Here is a 17,948-nt window from a genome sequence, read left to right on the forward strand (position 1 = left end):
CAGGCTAGCCGCGCACGATCCCGCCCATGTGGCCGGCATCGAGGAACAGGGTGTGCGCGTTGACGTAGGAGGATTCATTCGAGATCAGGAACAGCGCAGTATAGGCGACCTCCCAGCCGGTGCCCTGACGGCCGAAAGGCACCGTCACGGCGCGGTCGGAACGCCGGCGGCTGGCGTCGCGGCCCATCGGGGTGTCCATGAAGCCGGGCGCGATCACATTGCAGCGAATGCCCTTTTCTTCACCAGCCCGGGCGATGGCGCGGCCCAGCGCGATCTGCGCCGCCTTGGAGGATTCATAGGCCGGGTTGCGGCCGCCCGAGCGCTGGCTCGCCATCGAGGAGATCAGGATGATCGCGCCGCCCGGCGCCATCACCTCCAGCGCCTTCTGCGCGAACAGCATGTGGCTGCGCACGTTGACGGCGTAGTCGCGGTCCCACGCCTCTGCCGTCATCTTGGGCAGCGACAGGCCGCACGAGATGCCGACGTTGAGCGCCAGTCCGTCGAGCCCGCCGAGTTTTTGCACGCAGCGCTCCACCGCTGGCGCGATCTGCGCGACGTCAGAGACGTCGACCACATCGGTGAAGGCGTTGCCGCCTTCGCCCTTGATCTGCGCGACGGTGTCGTCAGCGGCTTCCTTGTTGATGTCGAGGCACGCAACAGCCGCGCCCTCGCGCGCGAACAGGGTGCTCATCGCACGGCCGTTGCCGATCGGCGGCGCCTCGTCGACGGTTGAGCGCTGTCCCGCGCCGACCACGATGATACGCCGGCCGGCGAGACGGCCGCGGCCCTGCGCCAGCCCCAGCGCTTCCGCATGCAGTGAAGCGGACGGATCGACGGATTTCGGCGCGTGAGTGGTGGTGGACATGGGCGTGCTCCCTGACGTCTTGTTGTTGTCAGGGAGCAGTAGCACGGCTGTGCGCGTGAGGCGAAAATCCCGCGGTGCGGGAATTAGTCTCGCGCCGTCATTCCGGGGCTCGCGAAGCGAGAACCCGGAATCCAGAAGTTATGTGGCTCGAGATTCCGGGTTCATCGCTGCGCGATGCCCCGGAATGACGCGCGCGATGGAACGCGTCAGCTCACGCCAAGGAAATCGCGCTTGCCGATCTCGACGCCGTTGTGGCGCAGGATGCCGTGCGCGGTCACTGCGTGGAAGTAGAAGTTCGGGAACGAGAACGCGTTGAGGAATTGCTGGCCCTTCAGCGTCAAGGTGCGGCCGGGACCGACCGGGAAGGTGACGTCCTTGGCATCGCCACCGTCAAACTGCTCGGGCTTGAACGACTTCACATAGGCGATCGTGTTCGCCAGCCGCTGCTTCAGCTCCGCAAAGGTCGTCTCGGTGTCCGGCGTCGACGGCACCTCGCTGTGGGTCAGCCGCGCGCAACCGCGGGCGGCGTGATCGCAGACCAGCTGCACCTGCTTGGTCAGCGGCAGCATGTCCGGATAGAGCCGCGATCCCAGCAGCACCGCGGGCTCGATCTTCTTGGCCTCGCAATGCGCTTCCGCTTTGCTGAGCAGGCCAGTGAGGCTGTTGAGGATTTGCAGGTAAGCGGAGACGACGGCGTCATGGAAGGACATGGTGTGTTCTCGCGATGCTGAAACCGGATGTGCCGAATGGCGTTGCTGCAAATGGGGCGGCGCAGGGATGAATACAACTGCGAGGGACTGTAACAGTTGGTCAAATATTTTCCGCAGCGCAGCTATCAATCCCGTCATCCTGAGGAGCGCACCGCGCGTCTCGAAGGATGCACGGCCCGGCCGGTGGCCGTCGACCCTTCGAGACGCGCGGTGCGCTCCTCAGGATGACGGGAAAAAGAGTGCGTAGCCCGGATGGAGCGAAGCGCAATCCGGGAATCTTGCCGCGGATGCAGGCCCCGGATTTCGCTTCGCTGCATCCGGGCTACGGCAATGCGCAGCGCGGCTACCGCATCCCCGGCATCGCGGCTTCCGCGGGCGCGGCGCGGGGGCCGCGCATGCGGGACAGCAATTCGGCGGTCGGCCAGGAATCCGCCGGCAGGCCGTATTTCACCTGCATCGCCTTGACCGCGCTGCGACTGGCCTGACCGAGCACGCCGTCGACCTTGCCGACGTCGAAGCCGGCGCGCACCAGAAGTCCCTGCAGCTCCTTGATCTCACCGAATGACAGCTGCGCGACCGGGCCGTGCGGCTTCTGCATCGGCGGCGCGCCGGCGATGCGGCCGGCGAGATAGCCGGCGGTGGTCGAATAGATCAGCGAGTTATTCCACTCCGTGTAAGCGGCGAAATTCGCGTAGGCGAGGAAGGCCGGCCCCTGCCGTCCCATCGGCAGCAGCAGCGAGGCCGGCATCTCGTCGCTCGGCAGCGGCTTGCCGTCGGTCAAGGCGACGCCGAGCGCGGCCCATTTCGAACGCGGCAGCTTGATGGTGAGGTCGGACTGATCCCACGGGAAGTCCGCGGACTGCGGCACGCGCACCTCCTGCAGCCATGGCTCGCCGCGCCGCCACTTCAGGCCGTTGGCGATGTAGTTCGCGGTCGAGCCGATCACGTCGGGCCCGCTGGCGAGCAGATTGCGATGGCCGTCGCCGTCATAGTCGACGGCGTAGTTGAAATAATGCGTCGGCAGGAATTGCGTCTGGCCGAGCTCGCCGGCCCACGAGCCGATCATCTCCTCGGGCGTCAGGTCGCCGCGGTCGATGATCTTCAGCGCCGCGATGGTCTCGGCCTGGAACATCTCCGAGCGGCGGCAGTCATAGGCGAGCGACACCAGCGATTTCAGCGTCGGCAGATTGCCCATCTGCACGCCGAAATCGCTTTCCAGTCCCCAGAACGCGGCGATGACCGCCGGCGGCACGCCATACTCCTTCTCGGCGCGCGCGAACGCGGCCGCATAGGTCCGGATGTGTTGCTGGCCCTGCTGCATGCGATAGTTCGCGGCCATGCGGCCGGCGAACTGGGTGAAGAGCTGGCCGAACACGCGCTGGCCGCGATCGCGGTTGACGATGCCCTGGTCGTAGATCAGGTAGGGCGCGGCTTCCGCCATCGTGCCCTGCGAGACGCCGGCGGCGACCGCCTTCTGCTTCAGCTCGGCGAGGAAGCGGTCGAAGGTCTGGCCGTTGTGGCACGACGCTGCACGCGGCGAGGCCGCCGCTTGCCGCGGCTTGGCGGGCAGTGGTTTTACGGGAGCAGGCAGCGGCTGTTGCGCCGATGCAACGGACGAGAGCGTCAGCGCCGCCGCAACAGCAGCGATCATGATCGGGGCGCGACGGGAAGCTGCTGGCATCGATGTCATCGGCTGACGGACCTTTGGAATATGGCCGCCCTGCATACACCAGGGCGACACCGTGCAACAACGGGTTAGACCAATTGGGCTTCGGCAGGGCACTTGGCCGCCGCTATGATCGGGAATGATTCGCGGGCAGGGGGCCGGTGGATCGATCACGCCCGGAGGGACCCATGTGGAGTTTTCTCGAGCGTCTGTTGGATTCGTCGACATTCTCGCCGCACGGCATCTGCCTGTTGTGGGAGCCGGAGTTGATCTGGCTGCACGTTATTTCAGACGCCATCATCGCCGCTTCGTATTTCTCGATCCCGTTCGCGCTCGCGATCGTGGTGTCAAAACGCCGCGATTTCCAGTTCGGCTGGATGGCGTGGCTGTTCGCCGCCTTCATCCTGCTGTGCGGGCTCACCCACGTGTTCGCGATCTATACGCTGTGGGTGCCGATCTACGGCCTCGAGGGCCTGCTCAAGGCGACGACCGCGATCGCCTCGATCTTCACCGCGATCATGCTGTGGCCGCTGATTCCGAAGATCATGGCGATCCCGACCGAGGCGCAGCTGCGCGAGGCGCATGTCGCGCTCGCCGAGGAGGGGCGGCAGCGCCAGCGCCAGGAATTCCTGCTGCAACGCTTCCGCGAGGCCGAGGCGAATGAGAGCAAGATCCGCCAGGCGCAGAAGATGGAGGCGGTCGGCCAGCTCACCGGCGGCATCGCGCACGACTTCAACAACATCCTCACCGTCATCACCGGCACTATCGACATCCTGGCGGAGGCAGTGACCCATAACCGGCAGCTGCGCGAGATCACCTCGTTGATCGGCGACGCCGCCGAGCGCGGCGCCTCGCTGACGCGGCATCTGCTTGCCTTCGCGCGCAAGCAGCCGCTGCAGCCGACCGATGTCGACGTCAACGCGCTGATGGTCGACACCATCGAGCTGCTGCGGCCGACCATCGGCGACCATGTCGACATCGACTTCCGCCCCGCGGCCGAGCTGCCGCGTGCGCTGGTCGATTCCAACCAGCTCGCCACCGCGATCATCAACCTCGCGCTGAACGCGCGCGATGCGATGCCGAAGGGCGGCAGGCTCACGATCGAGACCCGCAGCGCCGAGCTGAAGCCGTCCGACGTCAACGGCCATGACGGGCTCAAGACCGGCGACTATGTCGCGATCGCGCTGGTCGATACCGGCCAGGGCATCGCGGAGGCGGATCTGGCAAAAGTGTTCGAGCCGTTCTTCACCACCAAGGACGTCGGCAAGGGTACCGGGCTCGGGCTCAGCATGGTCTACGGATTCGTCAAGCAATCCGAAGGCCACATCACGCTCGAGAGCGAAGTCGGTCGCGGCACCCGTGTCGTGCTCTATCTGCCGCGCGCGATGATCACCTCGCCTGTGGTTGCCGCCGGCCCGCCGCCGCAGCCGGACCTGCACGGGAGCCAGGAGATCGTGCTGGTGGTCGAGGACGACAGGCTGGTGCGCTCCTACGTGCTCACCCAGATCGACAGCCTCGGCTACCGGACGCTGTCGGCGAGCAACGGGCAAGAGGCGCTCGCCGTGCTCGACAGCGGCGCGCCGGTCGACCTGCTGTTCACGGATGTCATCATGCCGGGCTCGATGAACGGCCGCGAACTCGCCACCGCGGCGCAGCAGCGGCGGCCGTCGCTGCGCGTGCTGTTCACCTCGGGCTACACCGAAAACGCCTTCGACCATGACGGCCGGCTCGACGAGGGCATCCTGTTTTTGGCCAAGCCTTACAGCCGCGCCGAGCTCGCCCGCATGCTGCGCGTCGCGCTGCGCGAGGAGGCGGCGGAGGTCGTGAAGGAGCCGGCGGAGTAGCCACGATCCCGTAGCCCGGATGAGCGCAGCGATATCCGGGGCAGGTATTCCCCGCATATCGCTGCGCTCATGCGGGCTACGACATTGCCCCGCATGACCAAACCGTAACCCGCGCCCGCGTCGCCACGACGCAGCGGCTCCCCTTGCGGCGCTCTTCGGCAAATCCCACCCTCAAGCGCGTCAGTTATGGCAGTATCTCACCTGCCGTCGGGGAACCACGATGAACTATTTTCGCACAGCGCTCCTCCTGGCCGGCCTCACCGGCCTGTTCATGGGCGTCGGCTATCTGATCGGCGGCGGCACCGGCGCGGTGATCGCGCTCGTCATCGCGGCCGCGACAAATCTGTTCACCTACTGGAATTCCGACCGCATGGTGCTGTCGATGTACGGCGCCCATCAGGTCGACCAGAACTCGGCGCCGGAGCTCTACCATCTCGTCGCCGAGCTGGCGCAGCGCGCCAGCCTGCCGATGCCGCGCGTGTTCGTGATGGACGAGATGCAACCCAACGCCTTCGCGACCGGCCGCAATCCGCAGAACGCCGCGGTCGCCGTCACCACCGGGTTGATGCAGCAGCTCAGTCGCGAGGAACTCGCCGGCGTGATCGCGCACGAGCTCGCGCATATCAAGCATCACGACACGCTGACCATGACGATCACCGCGACGATCGCCGGCGCGATCTCGATGCTGGCGCAGTTCGGCATGTTCTTCGGCGGCAACCGCGGCAACAACAGCGGCCCGGGCGTCATCGGCTCGATCGCGATGATGATCCTGGCGCCGCTCGGCGCCATGCTGGTGCAGATGGCGATCAGCCGCACCCGCGAATACGCCGCCGATAATCTCGGCGCGCGCATCGTCGGACAGCCGATGTGGCTCGCCTCCGCGCTCGCCAAGATCGAGAACAGCGCGCATCAGATGCCGAACATGGAGGCCGAGCGCAATCCGGCGACAGCGCACATGTTCATCATCAACCCGCTGTCGGGCCACGGCGTCGACAATCTGTTCAAGACCCATCCTTCGACCGCGAACCGCATCGCCGCCCTGCAGCAGCTCGCCGCCGAACTCGGCACGCTGACCGCGCCGCGCCCGGCCGGCGCCAGCTACCCGTCGCGCAGCCCGTGGGGTGGATCGTCAGGCCAGCGCGGGCCGTGGGGGTAAAGCGGCCGGTCGGCGATCGCATCGCGGGCCGCATCCGGGCAGGTGATACTGCGCCCCCGCCCACCGCCGTCATCGCCCGGCTCGACCGGGCGATCCAGTACGCCGCGGCTCATCCGCTCAAGCACGACTGCCTCTGGAATACTGGATCACCCGGTCAAGCCGGGTGATGACACCTTGTTTGTGGCAAGCGATGCGACCAAACTCGCTGTCGTCCCGGCTTTCGCAAGGACGACGCATGGGGTGAACACCATGGCTCAACAACACGGACGCCGATCGCGGCGTGTTTTCATCGGCGCGGCCATCGGAGGAATTCCCGCGGCACTCTTGATCCGGCGGGCGGCGGCCTCCGACAAGATGACCAAACCGCAGGCCGAGTACCAGGACACGCCGAACGGCATCTACGCCTGCGCCCTGTGCACGCTGTTCGTCGCGCCCGACGGCTGCAAGGTGGTCGAGGGCGTGATCAGCAGGGACGGCTGGTGTAACGCGTTCGCGGCGGTGGATTGAGCGTTGGCTGCGTAGGGTGGGCAAAGCGTAGCGTGCCCACCATCACGAGCACGTAACGGATGGTGGGCGCGTCGCGGCGCTCCTTTGCCCACGCTACTAACTACAACTCCCGCGCGTTCGAGAACGCGAACGAGCTGACCCGCCGCGTGGTCTCGTCCAGGATCAGGCTGCGGGTGATCGGCGGCTCGGCGCGCTGGCTGCAGTTCTCGCGCTCGCAGAGCCGGCAATTGACGCCGATCGGCGTGCCCTCGGCCTTCTCGAGATCCATCCCCGTCGCGTAGACCAGCTTCGATGCATGCCGGATCTCGCAGCCCAGGCCGATCGCAAAGCGCGGCTGCGGCTGCGGGTAGGGCGCCACTGGCCGGCGCACCATCTGCGCGATCGAAAAGTAGCGCGTGCCGTCGGGCAGCTCGATCACCTGGCTGAGCAGGCGGTCCGGCATGTCGAAGGTCGAATGCACGTTCCACAGCGGGCAGGTGCCACCGAACTTCGAGAACGGGAAGGTGCCCGAGGAGAAGCGTTTCGAAACGTTGCCGGCGTTGTCGACCCGCAGCATGAAGAACGGCACGCCGCGCGCGTTCGGCCGCTGCAAGGTGGTGAGGCGGTGGCAGACCTGCTCGAAGCCGGCGTTGAAGCGCTGCGCCAGCACGTGGACGTCGTAGCTCAGGGTTTCCGCGGCGGAATGAAATGCCTGGTAGGGCATCATCGCCGCCGCCGCGAAATAATTCGCCAGCGTGATGCGGTAGAGCCGGCGCGCGGTGTCGTCGAGCGGGCCGGCGCGGCCGACGATGGCGTCGATGCCGGGCCCGCACTCGGCGAAGCCGAGCTGCAGCGCGAGCTGGAAGCTGCGGCCGGGGCTGTCGACCAGTTCCGAGATCAGGAGCTGCCGGCGATGGCGGTCGAAACGGCGCAGCGTCTCGCGCATCACGTCGACAGGCATCACGCGGGTGACGATCGAATGCTTTTCGCGAAGACGCGCGGCGAGGGCGGCGTAGAGGCCCTCGGCCGGCACGTTGAGCTCGTCGCGCAACGTCTCCGCGGCGGTCTCCAGCTCCGGGAAATAGTTGCGGTTGGCTTCGATCAGGTCGCGCACCCGCTCGATCGGATTTGCCTCGAACTGCGAGCCCTCTCGGTCGGCCATCTGCGCCGCCACCAGCGTCTCGCCGCGGCGCGCCTCGGTGTAGGCGGCATACAGCCGTTGCAGCGCGTGGGTCACCCCGGGGCAGAGCTCGGCGAGGTCGCGCAGCTCCTGTTTCGGCAGATCGATCTGGCGGAACAGCGGATCGGAGAAGATCTCGTTGAGTTCCGCGAAGAAGCGGTCCTCGTCGGCGGTGGCGAGGTCGCGCAGATCGAGGTCGTAGGTCTCGGCCAACCGCAGCAGGATCTGCGCCGTCACCGGGCGCTGGTTGCGCTCGATCAGGTTGACGTAGGAGGGCGAGATGCCGAGGCCCTCGGCGATCTGGGTCTGGGACAGCCCGAGCTGCTGCCGGATCCGCCGGAACCGCGGGCCGACGAAGAGTTTCTTTCCGGACTCAGCAGGCATGGGGAACTCCTGCGCGCTTTGGCTCCTCCTGGATGCTTCGTAGCCCGGATGGAGCGTAGCGTAATCCGGGACCGCTTCGTCCATGGATGGGCCTGCCCCGGATTGCGCTGCGCTCCATCCGGGCTACGCGCCGACGGCAGCAGAGAGCGCCAAACTCATCCTCGGAACCCGCAACCATGGCAGTCTTCCTGACCCATTTCGTGACAAAATTAACAAATCGACATTTGTTACAAGTGCATATGTTACATGACATCACCAATAAAAAACAAGCCATCTATACGGACTTCGTTTTCTCGCGTTTATCTCCTGCCACGCATTTCGCAATGCACTGTCAAGAATGTATGGCGAAGGCGAACGGGCAGAGAAGGTATTAGCCGCCGGTTTGCCGTCACCGAAAAAGGAGCAGACACATGAACTTCCAACCGCGCGGCATCAGCGACCAGGGCATCCAGGGACCGGCTTCCTATCAGAGCCAGATCGAGGCAGCCGAAGCCCTCCTCAAGACGCAGCCGACCTGGAACGGCGTCTCCGCCGAAGCCGTGGCGCGCATGCGTCTGCAGAACCGTTTCAAGACCGGCCTCGACGTTGCCCGCTACACCGCGGCGCTGATGCGTGCCGACATGGCTGCCTATGACGCCGATCCGACCAAGTACACCCAGTCGCTGGGCTGCTGGCACGGTTTCATCGCGCAGCAGAAGCTGATCTCGGTCAAGAAGCACTTCGGCAAGACCGATCGCCGCTATCTGTACCTGTCCGGCTGGATGATCGCCGCGCTGCGCTCCGAGTTCGGACCGCTGCCGGATCAGTCGATGCACGAGAAGACCTCGGTGCCGGCGCTGATCGAGGAGCTCTACACCTTCCTGCGCCAGGCGGACTCCCGTGAGCTCAACGACACCTTCCGCGCGCTCGACGCCGCCCGCAAGGAAGGCGACAAGGCGAAGGAAGCCGCGCTGATCGAGAAGATCGACAACTTCCAGACCCACGTTGTGCCCGTGATCGCGGACATCGACGCCGGCTTCGGCAATGCCGAGGCGACCTATCTGCTCGCCAAGAAGATGATCGAGGCAGGTGCCTGCGCCCTGCAGATCGAGAACCAGGTGTCCGACGAGAAGCAGTGCGGTCACCAGGACGGCAAGGTGACGGTGCCGCACGAGGTGTTCATCGCGAAGATCCGCGCCTGCCGCCACGCCTTCCTCGAACTCGGTGTCGAAGACGGCATCATCGTGACCCGCACCGACTCGCTCGGCGCCGGCCTCACGCAGCAGATCGCGGTCAGCCACAAGCCCGGCGACATCGGCGACCAGTACAACAGCTTCCTCGATTGCGAGGAAGTGACGGCCGAGAATGCCCGTAACGGCGACGTCATCATCAACCGCAACGGCAAGATGATGCGTCCGAAGCGGCTGCCTTCGAACCTCTACCAGTTCCGCGCCGGCACCGGCGAGGACCGCTGCGTGCTCGACTCGATCACCTCGCTGCAGAACGGCGCCGACCTCCTGTGGATCGAGACCGAGAAGCCGCATATCGAGCAGATCGCCAAGATGGTCGACCGCATTCGCGAGGTGATTCCGAACGCGAAGCTGGCCTACAACAACTCGCCGTCGTTCAACTGGACCGTCAACTTCCGCTGGCAGGTCTACGATGCGATGAAGGAAGCGGGCAAGGATGTCAGCAGGTACAACCGCGCCGAACTGATGAAGCCGGAATACGACGATACGCCGCTGGCCATCGAGGCCGACGAGCGCATCCGCACCTTCCAGGCCGATTCATCGAAGCGTGCCGGCATCTTCCACCATCTGATCACGTTGCCGACCTACCACACCGCGGCGCTGTCGACCGACAATCTCGCGAGGGAGTATTTCGGCGACCAGGGCATGCTCGGCTACGTGAAGAACGTTCAGCGTGCGGAAATCCGTCAGGGCATCGCCTGTGCGAAGCACCAGAACATGGCGGGCTCCGACATCGGCGACGACCACAAGGAATACTTTGCGGGCGAGGCCGCGCTGAAGGCGGGCGGCGCGCACAATACGATGAACCAGTTCGGCTAACGGTTGATCCGGGCAACAGGAGACTGACAATGACCAAAGGCAGCAATTTCTGGGTGATCGGCGGTGAGTTCGGCTCGATGAACTTCCACAAGCTCGTGGAAGGGTCCGCCCAGGTCAGGGGTCCGTTCAAGACCCGCAAGGAAGCCGAAGAGTGCTGGAAAGAGGTCTCGGAGGAGAGCCGCCACAAGGCCGGCGTGCGCTTCTCGATCGTCGAGGAGCCCTCGCGGGTCTCGGCCTGATCCTCATCAATCAAGAAACGTCCAAGGACGGCGGCCCCATCCGGTTCATCCGGGTGGGGTCGTCCGTTTTCGGGACAGGAGTCTTTGGCTGGGGATAAGTGCGAGGCCAACTGCTCGGGAACCAACCGCCTTTGCGGACGTCATGGTTGCTGATAGGTTAATGCGAGGAAAACCCGTCACCACGAGGCCGCCGGCGATGTCTGATCCGCAGAACACGGGCAGTGAGGCGCGCGAAATGCGCCCGACGCTGCGTGAGGCGCTGCGGCGGGCCCGGATCGAGGCGGCCGACCGCACCGGCGTCGTTGTCGAATTGCGCGATGCCGAGGTGGCGCGGCTGGAAATTCTCAACGAGGCGCTCGACCCGCTGTTCGCCCAGGTGCCGGACAAGGTCGACCTGTTCGACCGCGGCGTCACCCAGGGCGAGACTCCGCGGCTGTGGATCGATGTCGTCGCCCACGTCCTGATGGGCCGCGACAAGCGCATCTACCGCTTCGTTCAGGACACCAGGTTCGGCCGCATCGTGCTCGCCGAATCGCACGACGTGCCCGTGATCGTCGATGCCGTCACCGACTACGTGGCGCGGCGGCTGATCGAGCGCGAGCATGCAATGGTCGCGACCCCGCTTCCGGTTGCCGAGCCGCCGGCGTTGTCGCAGCCCGCGCCGATCGTCGTACACCGCCGTCGCGGCGGCTTCGGCATGTTCGTGTTTGGCTTCCTCATGGGCGCGCTGGCGCTGTTCGGTCTCGCGCTGTTTGCAAGTTTGAAGAATCTCTAACCGCCGGTCGGGCGGGGGGCATCGTGGTCATAACACCCGCGTCGGCGTTCATGGGCGTCCTGGCGGCGGCCGCGGTGATCGGCAGCGCCGTGCTGTTCGGCAAGTGGCAGACGCTGCGCCGCGCCGAATTCATTCGCACCTTCACCCTGCCACGCGGGTTGCTGGAGCGGCTCGAGAAGCGCCACCCCGGCTTCGCCCGCAAGGACAGCGCGCTGGTCTCGCGCGCTTTGCGGCAGTTCTTCCTCGCCTATCTGATGAGCGGCAAGCGCTACGTCTCGATGCCCTCGCAGGCCGCCGACGACCTCTGGCACGAATTCATCCTCTACACCCGCGAGTACGACGCGTTCTGCCGCCGCGCCTTCGGCAGCTTCCTGCACCACACGCCGGCGGTGGTGCTGGTGAAGGAGCGGCGCCGGAGCAATGAAGGGCTGCGGCGGGTGTGGTGGTACTGCTGCAAATACGAGAACATCAATCCCGTGAGGCCGACCCGGCTGCCGCTGCTGTTCGCGCTCGACGCCAAGCTGAACATTGCGAACGGCTTCGTCTATCACCCGGACTGCGAGGCGCTGCGCCGCGCCGGCGTCGGCGGCGGCAGCCCCTATTGCGGCGGCGATTTCTCCGACTCCTCGATCGACGGATCGTCGGCCGGCTTCGGCGACGCCGGCAGCAGCGATAGCGGCGGGGACGCTGGGCATGGCGGTAGTGATGGTGGTGGAGGCGACAGCGGCGGTGGTGACAGCGGCGGCGGCTGCGGCGGTGGCTGTGGCGGCGGTGGTGGTGACTAGGACAGCCGCACTTGCTGCAACTCGCGAATACCGTCGTGACCACTGAGGCCGCGTACGGTCTGCTCGCAGCGCCAGGAATTGCCGTCGCGTTCGATCGAGAACAGGTTGTAGGCCGCGGCCGGATAATGCTTGCGCGGCAGCGCCGAGGCCGACGGCACGCCGATCGCCGGGATCTTGCGCTCGGGGCCGTCGAACCACATCGTCGAATGGATGTGGTCGTGGCCGTGTAGCACCAGCTCGACGCCGTGCCGCTTGAGCAACGCCAACAGCTGGTGCGAATCGGTCAGCCGCTTGGCGCGTCCGTCGGAGTGCAGCGGGTGATGCACCAGCAGCACGCGAAAGGCGTCCTCCCGTGACAATTGCGCGAGGATCGGCTCCAGCGCACCGAGCTGGGCGTGGCCGAGCCAGCCGGTCGCCATCAGCGGCGGCGTCGGCACTGCCGAGGAGACGCCGATCAGCGCCACCGGCCCGCGCCGGCGCACGAACGGAAAGCTGGTCGCCGCGCCGTCGGCATCGCCGCGCAGATAATCGCCGAACATGCCGGCGAAGCGGTGCCGCGTCGCGCGCACATAGGCATCGTGATTGCCGGGGACCACGGTCACGTCTTTGGGAACGCCGACGCCCTCCAGCCATTCCCGGGCCGGCTTGAACTCGGCATCCAGCGCCAGATTGACGAGGTCGCCGGTGACCGCAATGTGATCCGGCTGCTGGGCCTGCATATCCGCGACCAGCGTGTCGAGCACGTCGCGGCGGTGGTATTTGTGACGGTTGCGCGTCCAGTTCAGGTAGCCGAAGGCGCGTTTGCCGGCGAGATCGCGCAGCCGCGCCGCCGGCAGCGGCGGCAAATGCGGATCGGACAGATGCGCGAGGCGGAATGCCGCCATCATTCAGCCCCGTTTCGGAATCCTGGCGAAAACTGGCCGGCAACCGCTCATGTCGTGCTATCCCGGACGTCCTGCCCTGTATTGGCAAGCGCCGCGCATCCGCGCAAGGATCAAACATGAAGACGTTGAGGGTTCGGTGACGGTCCTGCTGGATTTACGCAAGCGCTACGAGCCGCAGATCAGGTGGATATTTCATTTCTACTGGCGGCTGGTCCGCAGCATGACGCTCGGGGTCCGCGCCGTGGTGCTGGATGCCGACAACAAGGTGTTCCTGGTCAAGCACAGCTATGTGCCCGGCTGGTATCTGCCGGGCGGCGGGGTCGAGGTCGGCGAGAGCTTCCTCGAATCGCTGCGGCGCGAGCTGGTCGAGGAGGGGCGGATCGAGCTCGCCGGCGAGCCGGTGCTGCACGGCATCTTCCACAACAGCCACGTCTCGCGGCGCGATCACGTCGCGGTCTATGTCGTCAGGAATTACCGGCAGGACCGGCTGCCGGAGCCGAACCGCGAGATCGTGGCCTGCGGTTTCTTCGATCCGGCCGCGCTGCCCGAGGATACCACCCCCGGCACGCGGCTGCGGATCGCCGAGGTGCTCGAGGGCAAGCCGCCGACCGTGACATGGCGGTGATGGACCGCGCGCGCCTCAGATGCTATCCCGCGCTCCACCATGACCGAGCTGTCCCTGACCATCCTGCCCGAGACCCCGAAAGACGCCCAGGCGATCGAGCGCCTGCATGAGCGTACCTTCGGGCCTGGCCGCTTCGTGCTCAGCGCCTACCGGCTGCGCGAGCATGTCGAGCACCTGCTCGATGTCTCCTTCACGGCGCGGATCGGCACGCTATTGGTCGGCTCGGTGCGCCAGTTGCCGATCTTGATCGGCGACACCCAGGCGCTGATGCTCGGGCCGCTCACCGTCGAGCCGCCGTTCCGCAGCCGCGGCGTCGGCCGCGCGCTGCTCGAGCGCGCCATCAATGATGCCCGCGCCAAGGGCCATCGGCTGATCGTGCTGGTCGGCGACGAGCCGTATTATGCGCGCGTCGGTTTCAAGCCGATCCCGAAGGGGCAGGTCACCATGCCCGGTCCCGTCGACTACAGCCGCCTGCTCGTGCTGGAACTGGTCGATGGCGCCTTCGAGGGCGTCTCCGGGGCGATCCAGCCGGATTGGAGCAAGGCGATCTGACATCCGCGCGAGCCTCGCCCGGAGCTGTTGCGCCTCTGAGCAAACTGAAGCACAGTTGGGATGAAGCGCCGGAAACAATCCGGCGCGTGTCATGTCAACAGGGAGAGTGCGCGCCATGATCAAGGTCAGTGTGATGTATCCGAACAATCCCGGCGCGCGCTTCGATCACGACTATTATCGTGACAAGCACATGCCGCTGGTGAAGGCGCGGCTGGGCGACGCCTGCAAATACTACACGATCGACAAGGGTCTCGCCGGCGGCGCACCGGGCGCGCCCGCGACCTATGTCGGGATGTGTCACATCTTCTGCGACACCGTCGAGGCGTTCGCGGCCGGCATGGGCCAGCATGGCAAGGAGATCCTGGCCGACATCCCGAACTACACCGATCAGCAGCCGGTGATCCAGATCAGCGAAGTCGTCGTCGGCCACTGACGGCGATGGTCTGAAGGTCTCGCCCCGTCGGGACATGTAGCCCGGATGGAGCGAAGCGAAATCCGGGACAGCATCACCGCGGATGCCCTGTCCCGGATTGCGCTGCGCTCCATCCGGGCTACGCGATCAAAACTCCCCTTGCCGCGAACGGCAGAGGGATTTGTGTGCTTCAGAATTCCCCGCTCAGAACTTCAGATTGGCGAATGCCCGCACGCCGATGCCGGGCATCAGCACCTCGTCCTTGGTGTAGGAGACGGAGTTGCGGATGTTCTGGTTGAGCAGGTTGTTGCCGACCAGACCGACCGTCATCTCCTTCGCGCCGATCCACGATGAATTGAGCCTGGTGTTGTACGTGACCTCCGCGTTGAGCAGATTGTAGCCCGCGGTCGGCGTCTCGCCGGTCGTTGCGGTGTCGTTCTGCGCGAAGGCGTGCACCAGATTGATGCGGGTGAACCAGTTGCTGTCGCGCCAGTAGACGCCGCCGCCGACACGCACCGGCGGAATCCGCGGCACGTTGCTGCCGTCGGTGAAGGTGGCGCGCACCACGTCGAACTGGTTCTCGACACCCCAGATGCCGCCATTGAGCGGGCCGATGTCGAGCTGGCTCTGGAACTCGCCGCCGCGGAAGATGGCGTTGCGCTGCGAATACACCGCCTGGCGTCCCTCGTTGCTCGGATCGCCATTGCCGCAGGAGTCGAAATCCTCGCCGCACAGCACGCCGGTCAGGCGACGGTAGATGAAGTTGTTGAAGTAGGTGTAGTAGGCGGTCGCCTCGAACCGGAACGGTCCGGTCGCCTTGCGCAGGCCGACCTCGACCGATTTCGCGGTCTCGATGGTCAGGTTCGGATTGCCGATGTCGAAGGTGGCGGTGGCATCATGCGCGCCGCGCGAGAACAGCTCGGCGGGCTTCGGCGCGCGTTCGACATATTGCCCCGTGATGCTGGCGACGAGATCGCCGGGCAGGTTCTGCAACAGCCCGACACTGCCGCTGACCGGCGTAAAGGACGGGTTGCGCGCGATCGCGACCTGCGGCGTGCCGTCAGGCAGATAGTCCGGCGGGAAGTTCGGCATCGTGCCGTGCAACTCGACATGCTCGATGCGGCCCGCGATCTGCGCTTTCGTCGCATCCGTGAACTTGAACTCGTTGAAGACGTAGCCGGCGACGCGGTTGTTGTTGTTCGGACTCCACAGGCCGTTGAACAGCGAGCCCGGATCGTCCGGACTCGGCGCGGTCAATTCCTGGTGGCCGGCCTGCAGGCCGAACGCGGTGGTCACGGTGGCGAAGCGCGCGTTGAACGGCATCATCTGCACCTCGACGCGGGCTTCCTGCTCCTTGTTGGTGAAGGTCTGCCGGATGCCGTCGCTTGTCGGGTCGGCCGGATCGGCAAGGCCGAGCTCGTTGTGGCGGTAGTCGGTCGCACCGGCCCAGAACCTGACGGTGTCGATCGCCGCGGCGTCGGGCCGGTATTCGCCCTTGACCGCGATCTTGGTCTGGTGCGCATCGATCCTTGTCTGGTGATCCGCGCCGTCGATGCCGGGGATATGGTAGAGCGAGTCATTCTGGGTGATCGCCGCGCCGATATAGCCGCCCTGGAAGAAATAGGACGCGCCGAGCGATGCGCCGTCGGATTGCGTCGCCGAGTTCGGCTGGCGGCCGCCCACCGGCCGGGTCTGGTCGAACAGATACGGATAGCTCGGAATGCTGTAGTCGCTGGTGGTGCGGCCATAGACGTCGGCGTGCACGGCGACGTTGTTGCCGCCGGCATCGAGCAGCATGCCGCCCTCGACGCCGCGATTGACCGAGGTCACCGCGGTGCGGGTCTCGACGTTGAGGCAGCCCGGCGAGGCGGCTCCGGCGAGCGGCGCCTTCACCGGCAGGCCGTAGCTCTGGAACGGGGACGCAGTGCAGGTCGGTATCGCATCGGGAATACGATTGTTGGTGGCGCTGACCACGCCGCCGATCGAGGTCGAGCCGTAACGCAGCGCGGCAGGTCCGCGCACCACCTCGATCTGGTTGGTCGAGAGCGGATCGATCGGCACGAAGTGATCTTCGCCCAGATCCGAGACGCCACCGCCGCCGAGACCATTATCGACGATGCCGACACGATTGACGTCGAGGCCGCGGATGATCGGCCGGCTCGACGCGCCCGGCGCGAAGCTCGAGCCGGTGATGCCGGGCTTGGAGAACAGGAGGTCGCCGAGCGTGGCGCCGCCGGAGCGCCGCAACTCCTCGTTCGGGATCACGGTGACGGTTGCGAACTGGTCGGTGACGACGGGCAACACTCCTTGCTGCGGCGCCGGTGCCGACGCGGCGGGCGCCGGTTGCTGCTCCGCCGCGCGCTCACGGCTGCGGCTCGGTGCGCTGCGTGCGACGCGCGCCGGCGTGCGCGGCGCCACGACCCGGCGCCGCTGGATCGGGCTCGGCGCGGTCACGGTGACGCCGGGCAACTCCGTGGACGGAGCCGGCACGGGATCGTCGGCCATCGCGCCGTGCCCCATCGCGCACAGCAACAGCCAGCTCGCGCTCCCGACATGGAATGCTGTTCTCTTCTGCAGTGTCATTGTTCCGATCCTGATCCCGTCGAAGTACGACGGATCGATTCCGATGTTCCCGATCGGGAGGCCGCGCGGGGGGCGCGGCTGCTCCCGTGCGGGCGCAGCAATCAATCGATGTCAGGATTGCGGAGGGGCGCGGGATCGGAACGCCGCAGGCGCCGACTTGATGTGAAGGAATTCGGCATCGGTGGTGCGGCGGAGGAAGTCCACCGCCTGCGGCAACAGCAGCACCGGTGGGGTCGCGACCAGAAGACTGCCCGCCATCGAGATGACGGCGCAGATCGCGCAATGATCGTGCGGTTGCTGCTCATTGTCGGGGTGGACGGGCGGCTGCTTCTGCATCACCTGGATGGCGAGATCCGGCGTCGCAGACGTCCCGATATAGGCGAAGTCGAGCTGCGACAGTCCGCTCTGGACCGCCTGTGCCGCCTTGGCCGCGGTGATGGGATGGAAATGGCCGAACGACAGCACGACCTGCACGGCGAGCGCGAACAGCGCCAGCCGCGAGCCAGTCTTGATGTGTTTCCGGAACCAGTTCATTGACGCCCACCCCATCGGACGGCGTCATCAATCCCCGACCGCCCGATGTTATAATATAACATCGGATGGTGGTTGCGGTGTCAACCGCCGCTCAGACCGATTGTATCGATCCGTTGCTGGTGTGTGATTGCCGCAACGGAACCGGGGTCGCGCGGACCGGCTTACCGTCCCTCGCGCAGCCAGGTCGCCGCAAAGGCGCCGAGCAGCAGGCCGACCAGGC

The 17,948-nt window shown here is 66.0% G+C and carries 17 protein-coding genes; 10 read left to right on the forward strand and 7 right to left on the reverse strand.

The features are described 5' to 3' along the window. Positions 1 to 4: 4 nt before the first annotated feature. The 3 genes from JQ633_RS09255 to JQ633_RS09265 form a co-directional block, all read right to left on the reverse strand. A complete protein-coding gene (locus tag JQ633_RS09255) occupies positions 5 to 865 on the reverse strand; it encodes an SDR family NAD(P)-dependent oxidoreductase (RefSeq protein ID WP_211984681.1) in 861 nt (286 codons plus the stop codon). Between the two features lie 206 nt (positions 866 to 1,071). Next, positions 1,072 to 1,575: a DUF1993 domain-containing protein gene (locus JQ633_RS09260; protein ID WP_211984682.1), complete on the reverse strand. Its 504-nt coding sequence runs from the start codon at positions 1,573 to 1,575 to the stop codon at positions 1,072 to 1,074. 343 nt (positions 1,576 to 1,918) lie between these two features. Then, positions 1,919 to 3,226: a lytic murein transglycosylase gene (locus tag JQ633_RS09265; protein ID WP_211984683.1), complete on the reverse strand. Its 1,308-nt coding sequence runs from the start codon at positions 3,224 to 3,226 to the stop codon at positions 1,919 to 1,921. 203 nt (positions 3,227 to 3,429) lie between these two features. Here JQ633_RS09265 and JQ633_RS09270 point away from each other — a divergent pair, with 203 nt between their 5' ends. The 3 genes from JQ633_RS09270 (at position 3,430) to JQ633_RS09280 (ending at position 6,748) form a co-directional block, all read left to right on the forward strand. Continuing rightward, positions 3,430 to 5,085 carry an ATP-binding protein gene (locus tag JQ633_RS09270; RefSeq protein WP_211984684.1) on the forward strand — a complete coding sequence of 552 codons (1,656 nt, stop codon included), beginning with the start codon at positions 3,430 to 3,432 and terminating at the stop codon, positions 5,083 to 5,085. 220 nt (positions 5,086 to 5,305) lie between these two features. Then, a complete protein-coding gene (gene htpX, locus JQ633_RS09275; RefSeq protein WP_211984685.1) occupies positions 5,306 to 6,241 on the forward strand; it encodes a zinc metalloprotease HtpX in 936 nt (311 codons plus the stop codon). Between the two features lie 249 nt (positions 6,242 to 6,490). Next, positions 6,491 to 6,748, forward strand: a complete 258-nt coding sequence (locus tag JQ633_RS09280; protein WP_211984686.1) for an iron oxidase — start codon at positions 6,491 to 6,493, stop codon at positions 6,746 to 6,748. A 100-nt stretch (positions 6,749 to 6,848) separates the two neighbouring features. Here the strand turns inward: JQ633_RS09280 and JQ633_RS09285 are convergent, their stop codons facing one another. Beyond that, positions 6,849 to 8,291: a helix-turn-helix domain-containing protein gene (locus JQ633_RS09285; RefSeq protein ID WP_211984687.1), complete on the reverse strand. Its 1,443-nt coding sequence runs from the start codon at positions 8,289 to 8,291 to the stop codon at positions 6,849 to 6,851. Between the two features lie 410 nt (positions 8,292 to 8,701). Here JQ633_RS09285 and JQ633_RS09290 point away from each other — a divergent pair, with 410 nt between their 5' ends. From JQ633_RS09290 to JQ633_RS09305, 4 genes are all read left to right on the forward strand, one after another. Continuing rightward, positions 8,702 to 10,339: an isocitrate lyase gene (locus tag JQ633_RS09290; protein ID WP_211984688.1), complete on the forward strand. Its 1,638-nt coding sequence runs from the start codon at positions 8,702 to 8,704 to the stop codon at positions 10,337 to 10,339. A 29-nt stretch (positions 10,340 to 10,368) separates the two neighbouring features. After that, a complete protein-coding gene (locus tag JQ633_RS09295; RefSeq protein ID WP_028347002.1) occupies positions 10,369 to 10,578 on the forward strand; it encodes a DUF4170 domain-containing protein in 210 nt (69 codons plus the stop codon). A gap of 196 nt (positions 10,579 to 10,774) precedes the next feature. Then, entirely contained in the window at positions 10,775 to 11,353 is a 579-nt protein-coding gene (locus JQ633_RS09300) for a hypothetical protein (protein WP_211984689.1), read from the forward strand. A 23-nt stretch (positions 11,354 to 11,376) separates the two neighbouring features. Then, positions 11,377 to 12,138, forward strand: a complete 762-nt coding sequence (locus JQ633_RS09305) for a glycine-rich domain-containing protein (RefSeq protein WP_211984690.1) — start codon at positions 11,377 to 11,379, stop codon at positions 12,136 to 12,138. Here JQ633_RS09305 and JQ633_RS09310 read toward each other — a convergent pair. After that, positions 12,135 to 13,022 carry a metallophosphoesterase family protein gene (locus tag JQ633_RS09310; RefSeq protein ID WP_211984957.1) on the reverse strand — a complete coding sequence of 296 codons (888 nt, stop codon included), beginning with the start codon at positions 13,020 to 13,022 and terminating at the stop codon, positions 12,135 to 12,137. The genes JQ633_RS09305 and JQ633_RS09310 overlap by 4 nt on opposite strands. Before the next feature lie 136 nt (positions 13,023 to 13,158). Between JQ633_RS09310 and JQ633_RS09315 the strand changes: the two genes are divergently transcribed. From JQ633_RS09315 to JQ633_RS09325, 3 genes are all read left to right on the forward strand, one after another. Further along, on the forward strand, positions 13,159 to 13,647 hold the full coding sequence (locus JQ633_RS09315) for an NUDIX domain-containing protein (RefSeq protein WP_211984691.1): 489 nt from the start codon (positions 13,159 to 13,161) through the stop codon (positions 13,645 to 13,647). Positions 13,648 to 13,686: 39 nt separating this feature from the next. Beyond that, on the forward strand, positions 13,687 to 14,199 hold the full coding sequence (locus JQ633_RS09320; protein ID WP_211984692.1) for a GNAT family N-acetyltransferase: 513 nt from the start codon (positions 13,687 to 13,689) through the stop codon (positions 14,197 to 14,199). 115 nt (positions 14,200 to 14,314) lie between these two features. After that, a complete protein-coding gene (locus JQ633_RS09325; protein ID WP_139482117.1) occupies positions 14,315 to 14,632 on the forward strand; it encodes an EthD family reductase in 318 nt (105 codons plus the stop codon). A gap of 183 nt (positions 14,633 to 14,815) precedes the next feature. Here JQ633_RS09325 and JQ633_RS09330 read toward each other — a convergent pair whose 3' ends face one another. Together JQ633_RS09330 and JQ633_RS09335 are read right to left on the reverse strand one after the other, a co-directional pair. Next, complete coding sequence (locus JQ633_RS09330) at positions 14,816 to 17,194, reverse strand: TonB-dependent receptor (protein WP_211984693.1); 2,379 nt, start codon at positions 17,192 to 17,194, stop codon at positions 14,816 to 14,818. Between the two features lie 111 nt (positions 17,195 to 17,305). Next, entirely contained in the window at positions 17,306 to 17,728 is a 423-nt protein-coding gene (locus tag JQ633_RS09335) for a DUF2946 family protein (RefSeq protein WP_211984694.1), read from the reverse strand. Positions 17,729 to 17,948: the final 220 nt, after the last annotated feature.

This window comes from Bradyrhizobium tropiciagri (assembly GCF_018130505.1).
In the GTDB taxonomy this organism is placed as follows: Bacteria; Pseudomonadota; Alphaproteobacteria; order Rhizobiales; family Xanthobacteraceae; genus Bradyrhizobium; species Bradyrhizobium tropiciagri_B.

Bases quoted from the DNA above. Each gene is read 5' to 3' on its own strand.
- JQ633_RS09255 (WP_211984681.1), bottom strand. From the start codon at position 865: ATGTCCACCACCACTCACGCGCCGAAATCCGTCGATCCGTCCGCTTCA.
- JQ633_RS09260 (WP_211984682.1), bottom strand. From the start codon at position 1,575: ATGTCCTTCCATGACGCCGTCGTCTCCGCTTACCTGCAAATCCTCAAC.
- JQ633_RS09265 (WP_211984683.1), bottom strand. From the start codon at position 3,226: ATGATCGCTGCTGTTGCGGCGGCGCTGACGCTCTCGTCCGTTGCATCG.
- JQ633_RS09270 (WP_211984684.1), top strand. From the start codon at position 3,430: ATGTGGAGTTTTCTCGAGCGTCTGTTGGATTCGTCGACATTCTCGCCG.
- htpX (WP_211984685.1), top strand. From the start codon at position 5,306: ATGAACTATTTTCGCACAGCGCTCCTCCTGGCCGGCCTCACCGGCCTG.
- JQ633_RS09280 (WP_211984686.1), top strand. From the start codon at position 6,491: ATGGCTCAACAACACGGACGCCGATCGCGGCGTGTTTTCATCGGCGCG.
- JQ633_RS09285 (WP_211984687.1), bottom strand. From the start codon at position 8,291: ATGCCTGCTGAGTCCGGAAAGAAACTCTTCGTCGGCCCGCGGTTCCGG.
- JQ633_RS09290 (WP_211984688.1), top strand. From the start codon at position 8,702: ATGAACTTCCAACCGCGCGGCATCAGCGACCAGGGCATCCAGGGACCG.
- JQ633_RS09295 (WP_028347002.1), top strand. From the start codon at position 10,369: ATGACCAAAGGCAGCAATTTCTGGGTGATCGGCGGTGAGTTCGGCTCG.
- JQ633_RS09300 (WP_211984689.1), top strand. From the start codon at position 10,775: ATGTCTGATCCGCAGAACACGGGCAGTGAGGCGCGCGAAATGCGCCCG.
- JQ633_RS09310 (WP_211984957.1), bottom strand. From the start codon at position 13,022: ATGGCGGCATTCCGCCTCGCGCATCTGTCCGATCCGCATTTGCCGCCG.
- JQ633_RS09320 (WP_211984692.1), top strand. From the start codon at position 13,687: ATGACCGAGCTGTCCCTGACCATCCTGCCCGAGACCCCGAAAGACGCC.
- JQ633_RS09325 (WP_139482117.1), top strand. From the start codon at position 14,315: ATGATCAAGGTCAGTGTGATGTATCCGAACAATCCCGGCGCGCGCTTC.
- JQ633_RS09330 (WP_211984693.1), bottom strand. From the start codon at position 17,194: ATGACACTGCAGAAGAGAACAGCATTCCATGTCGGGAGCGCGAGCTGG.
- JQ633_RS09335 (WP_211984694.1), bottom strand. From the start codon at position 17,728: ATGAACTGGTTCCGGAAACACATCAAGACTGGCTCGCGGCTGGCGCTG.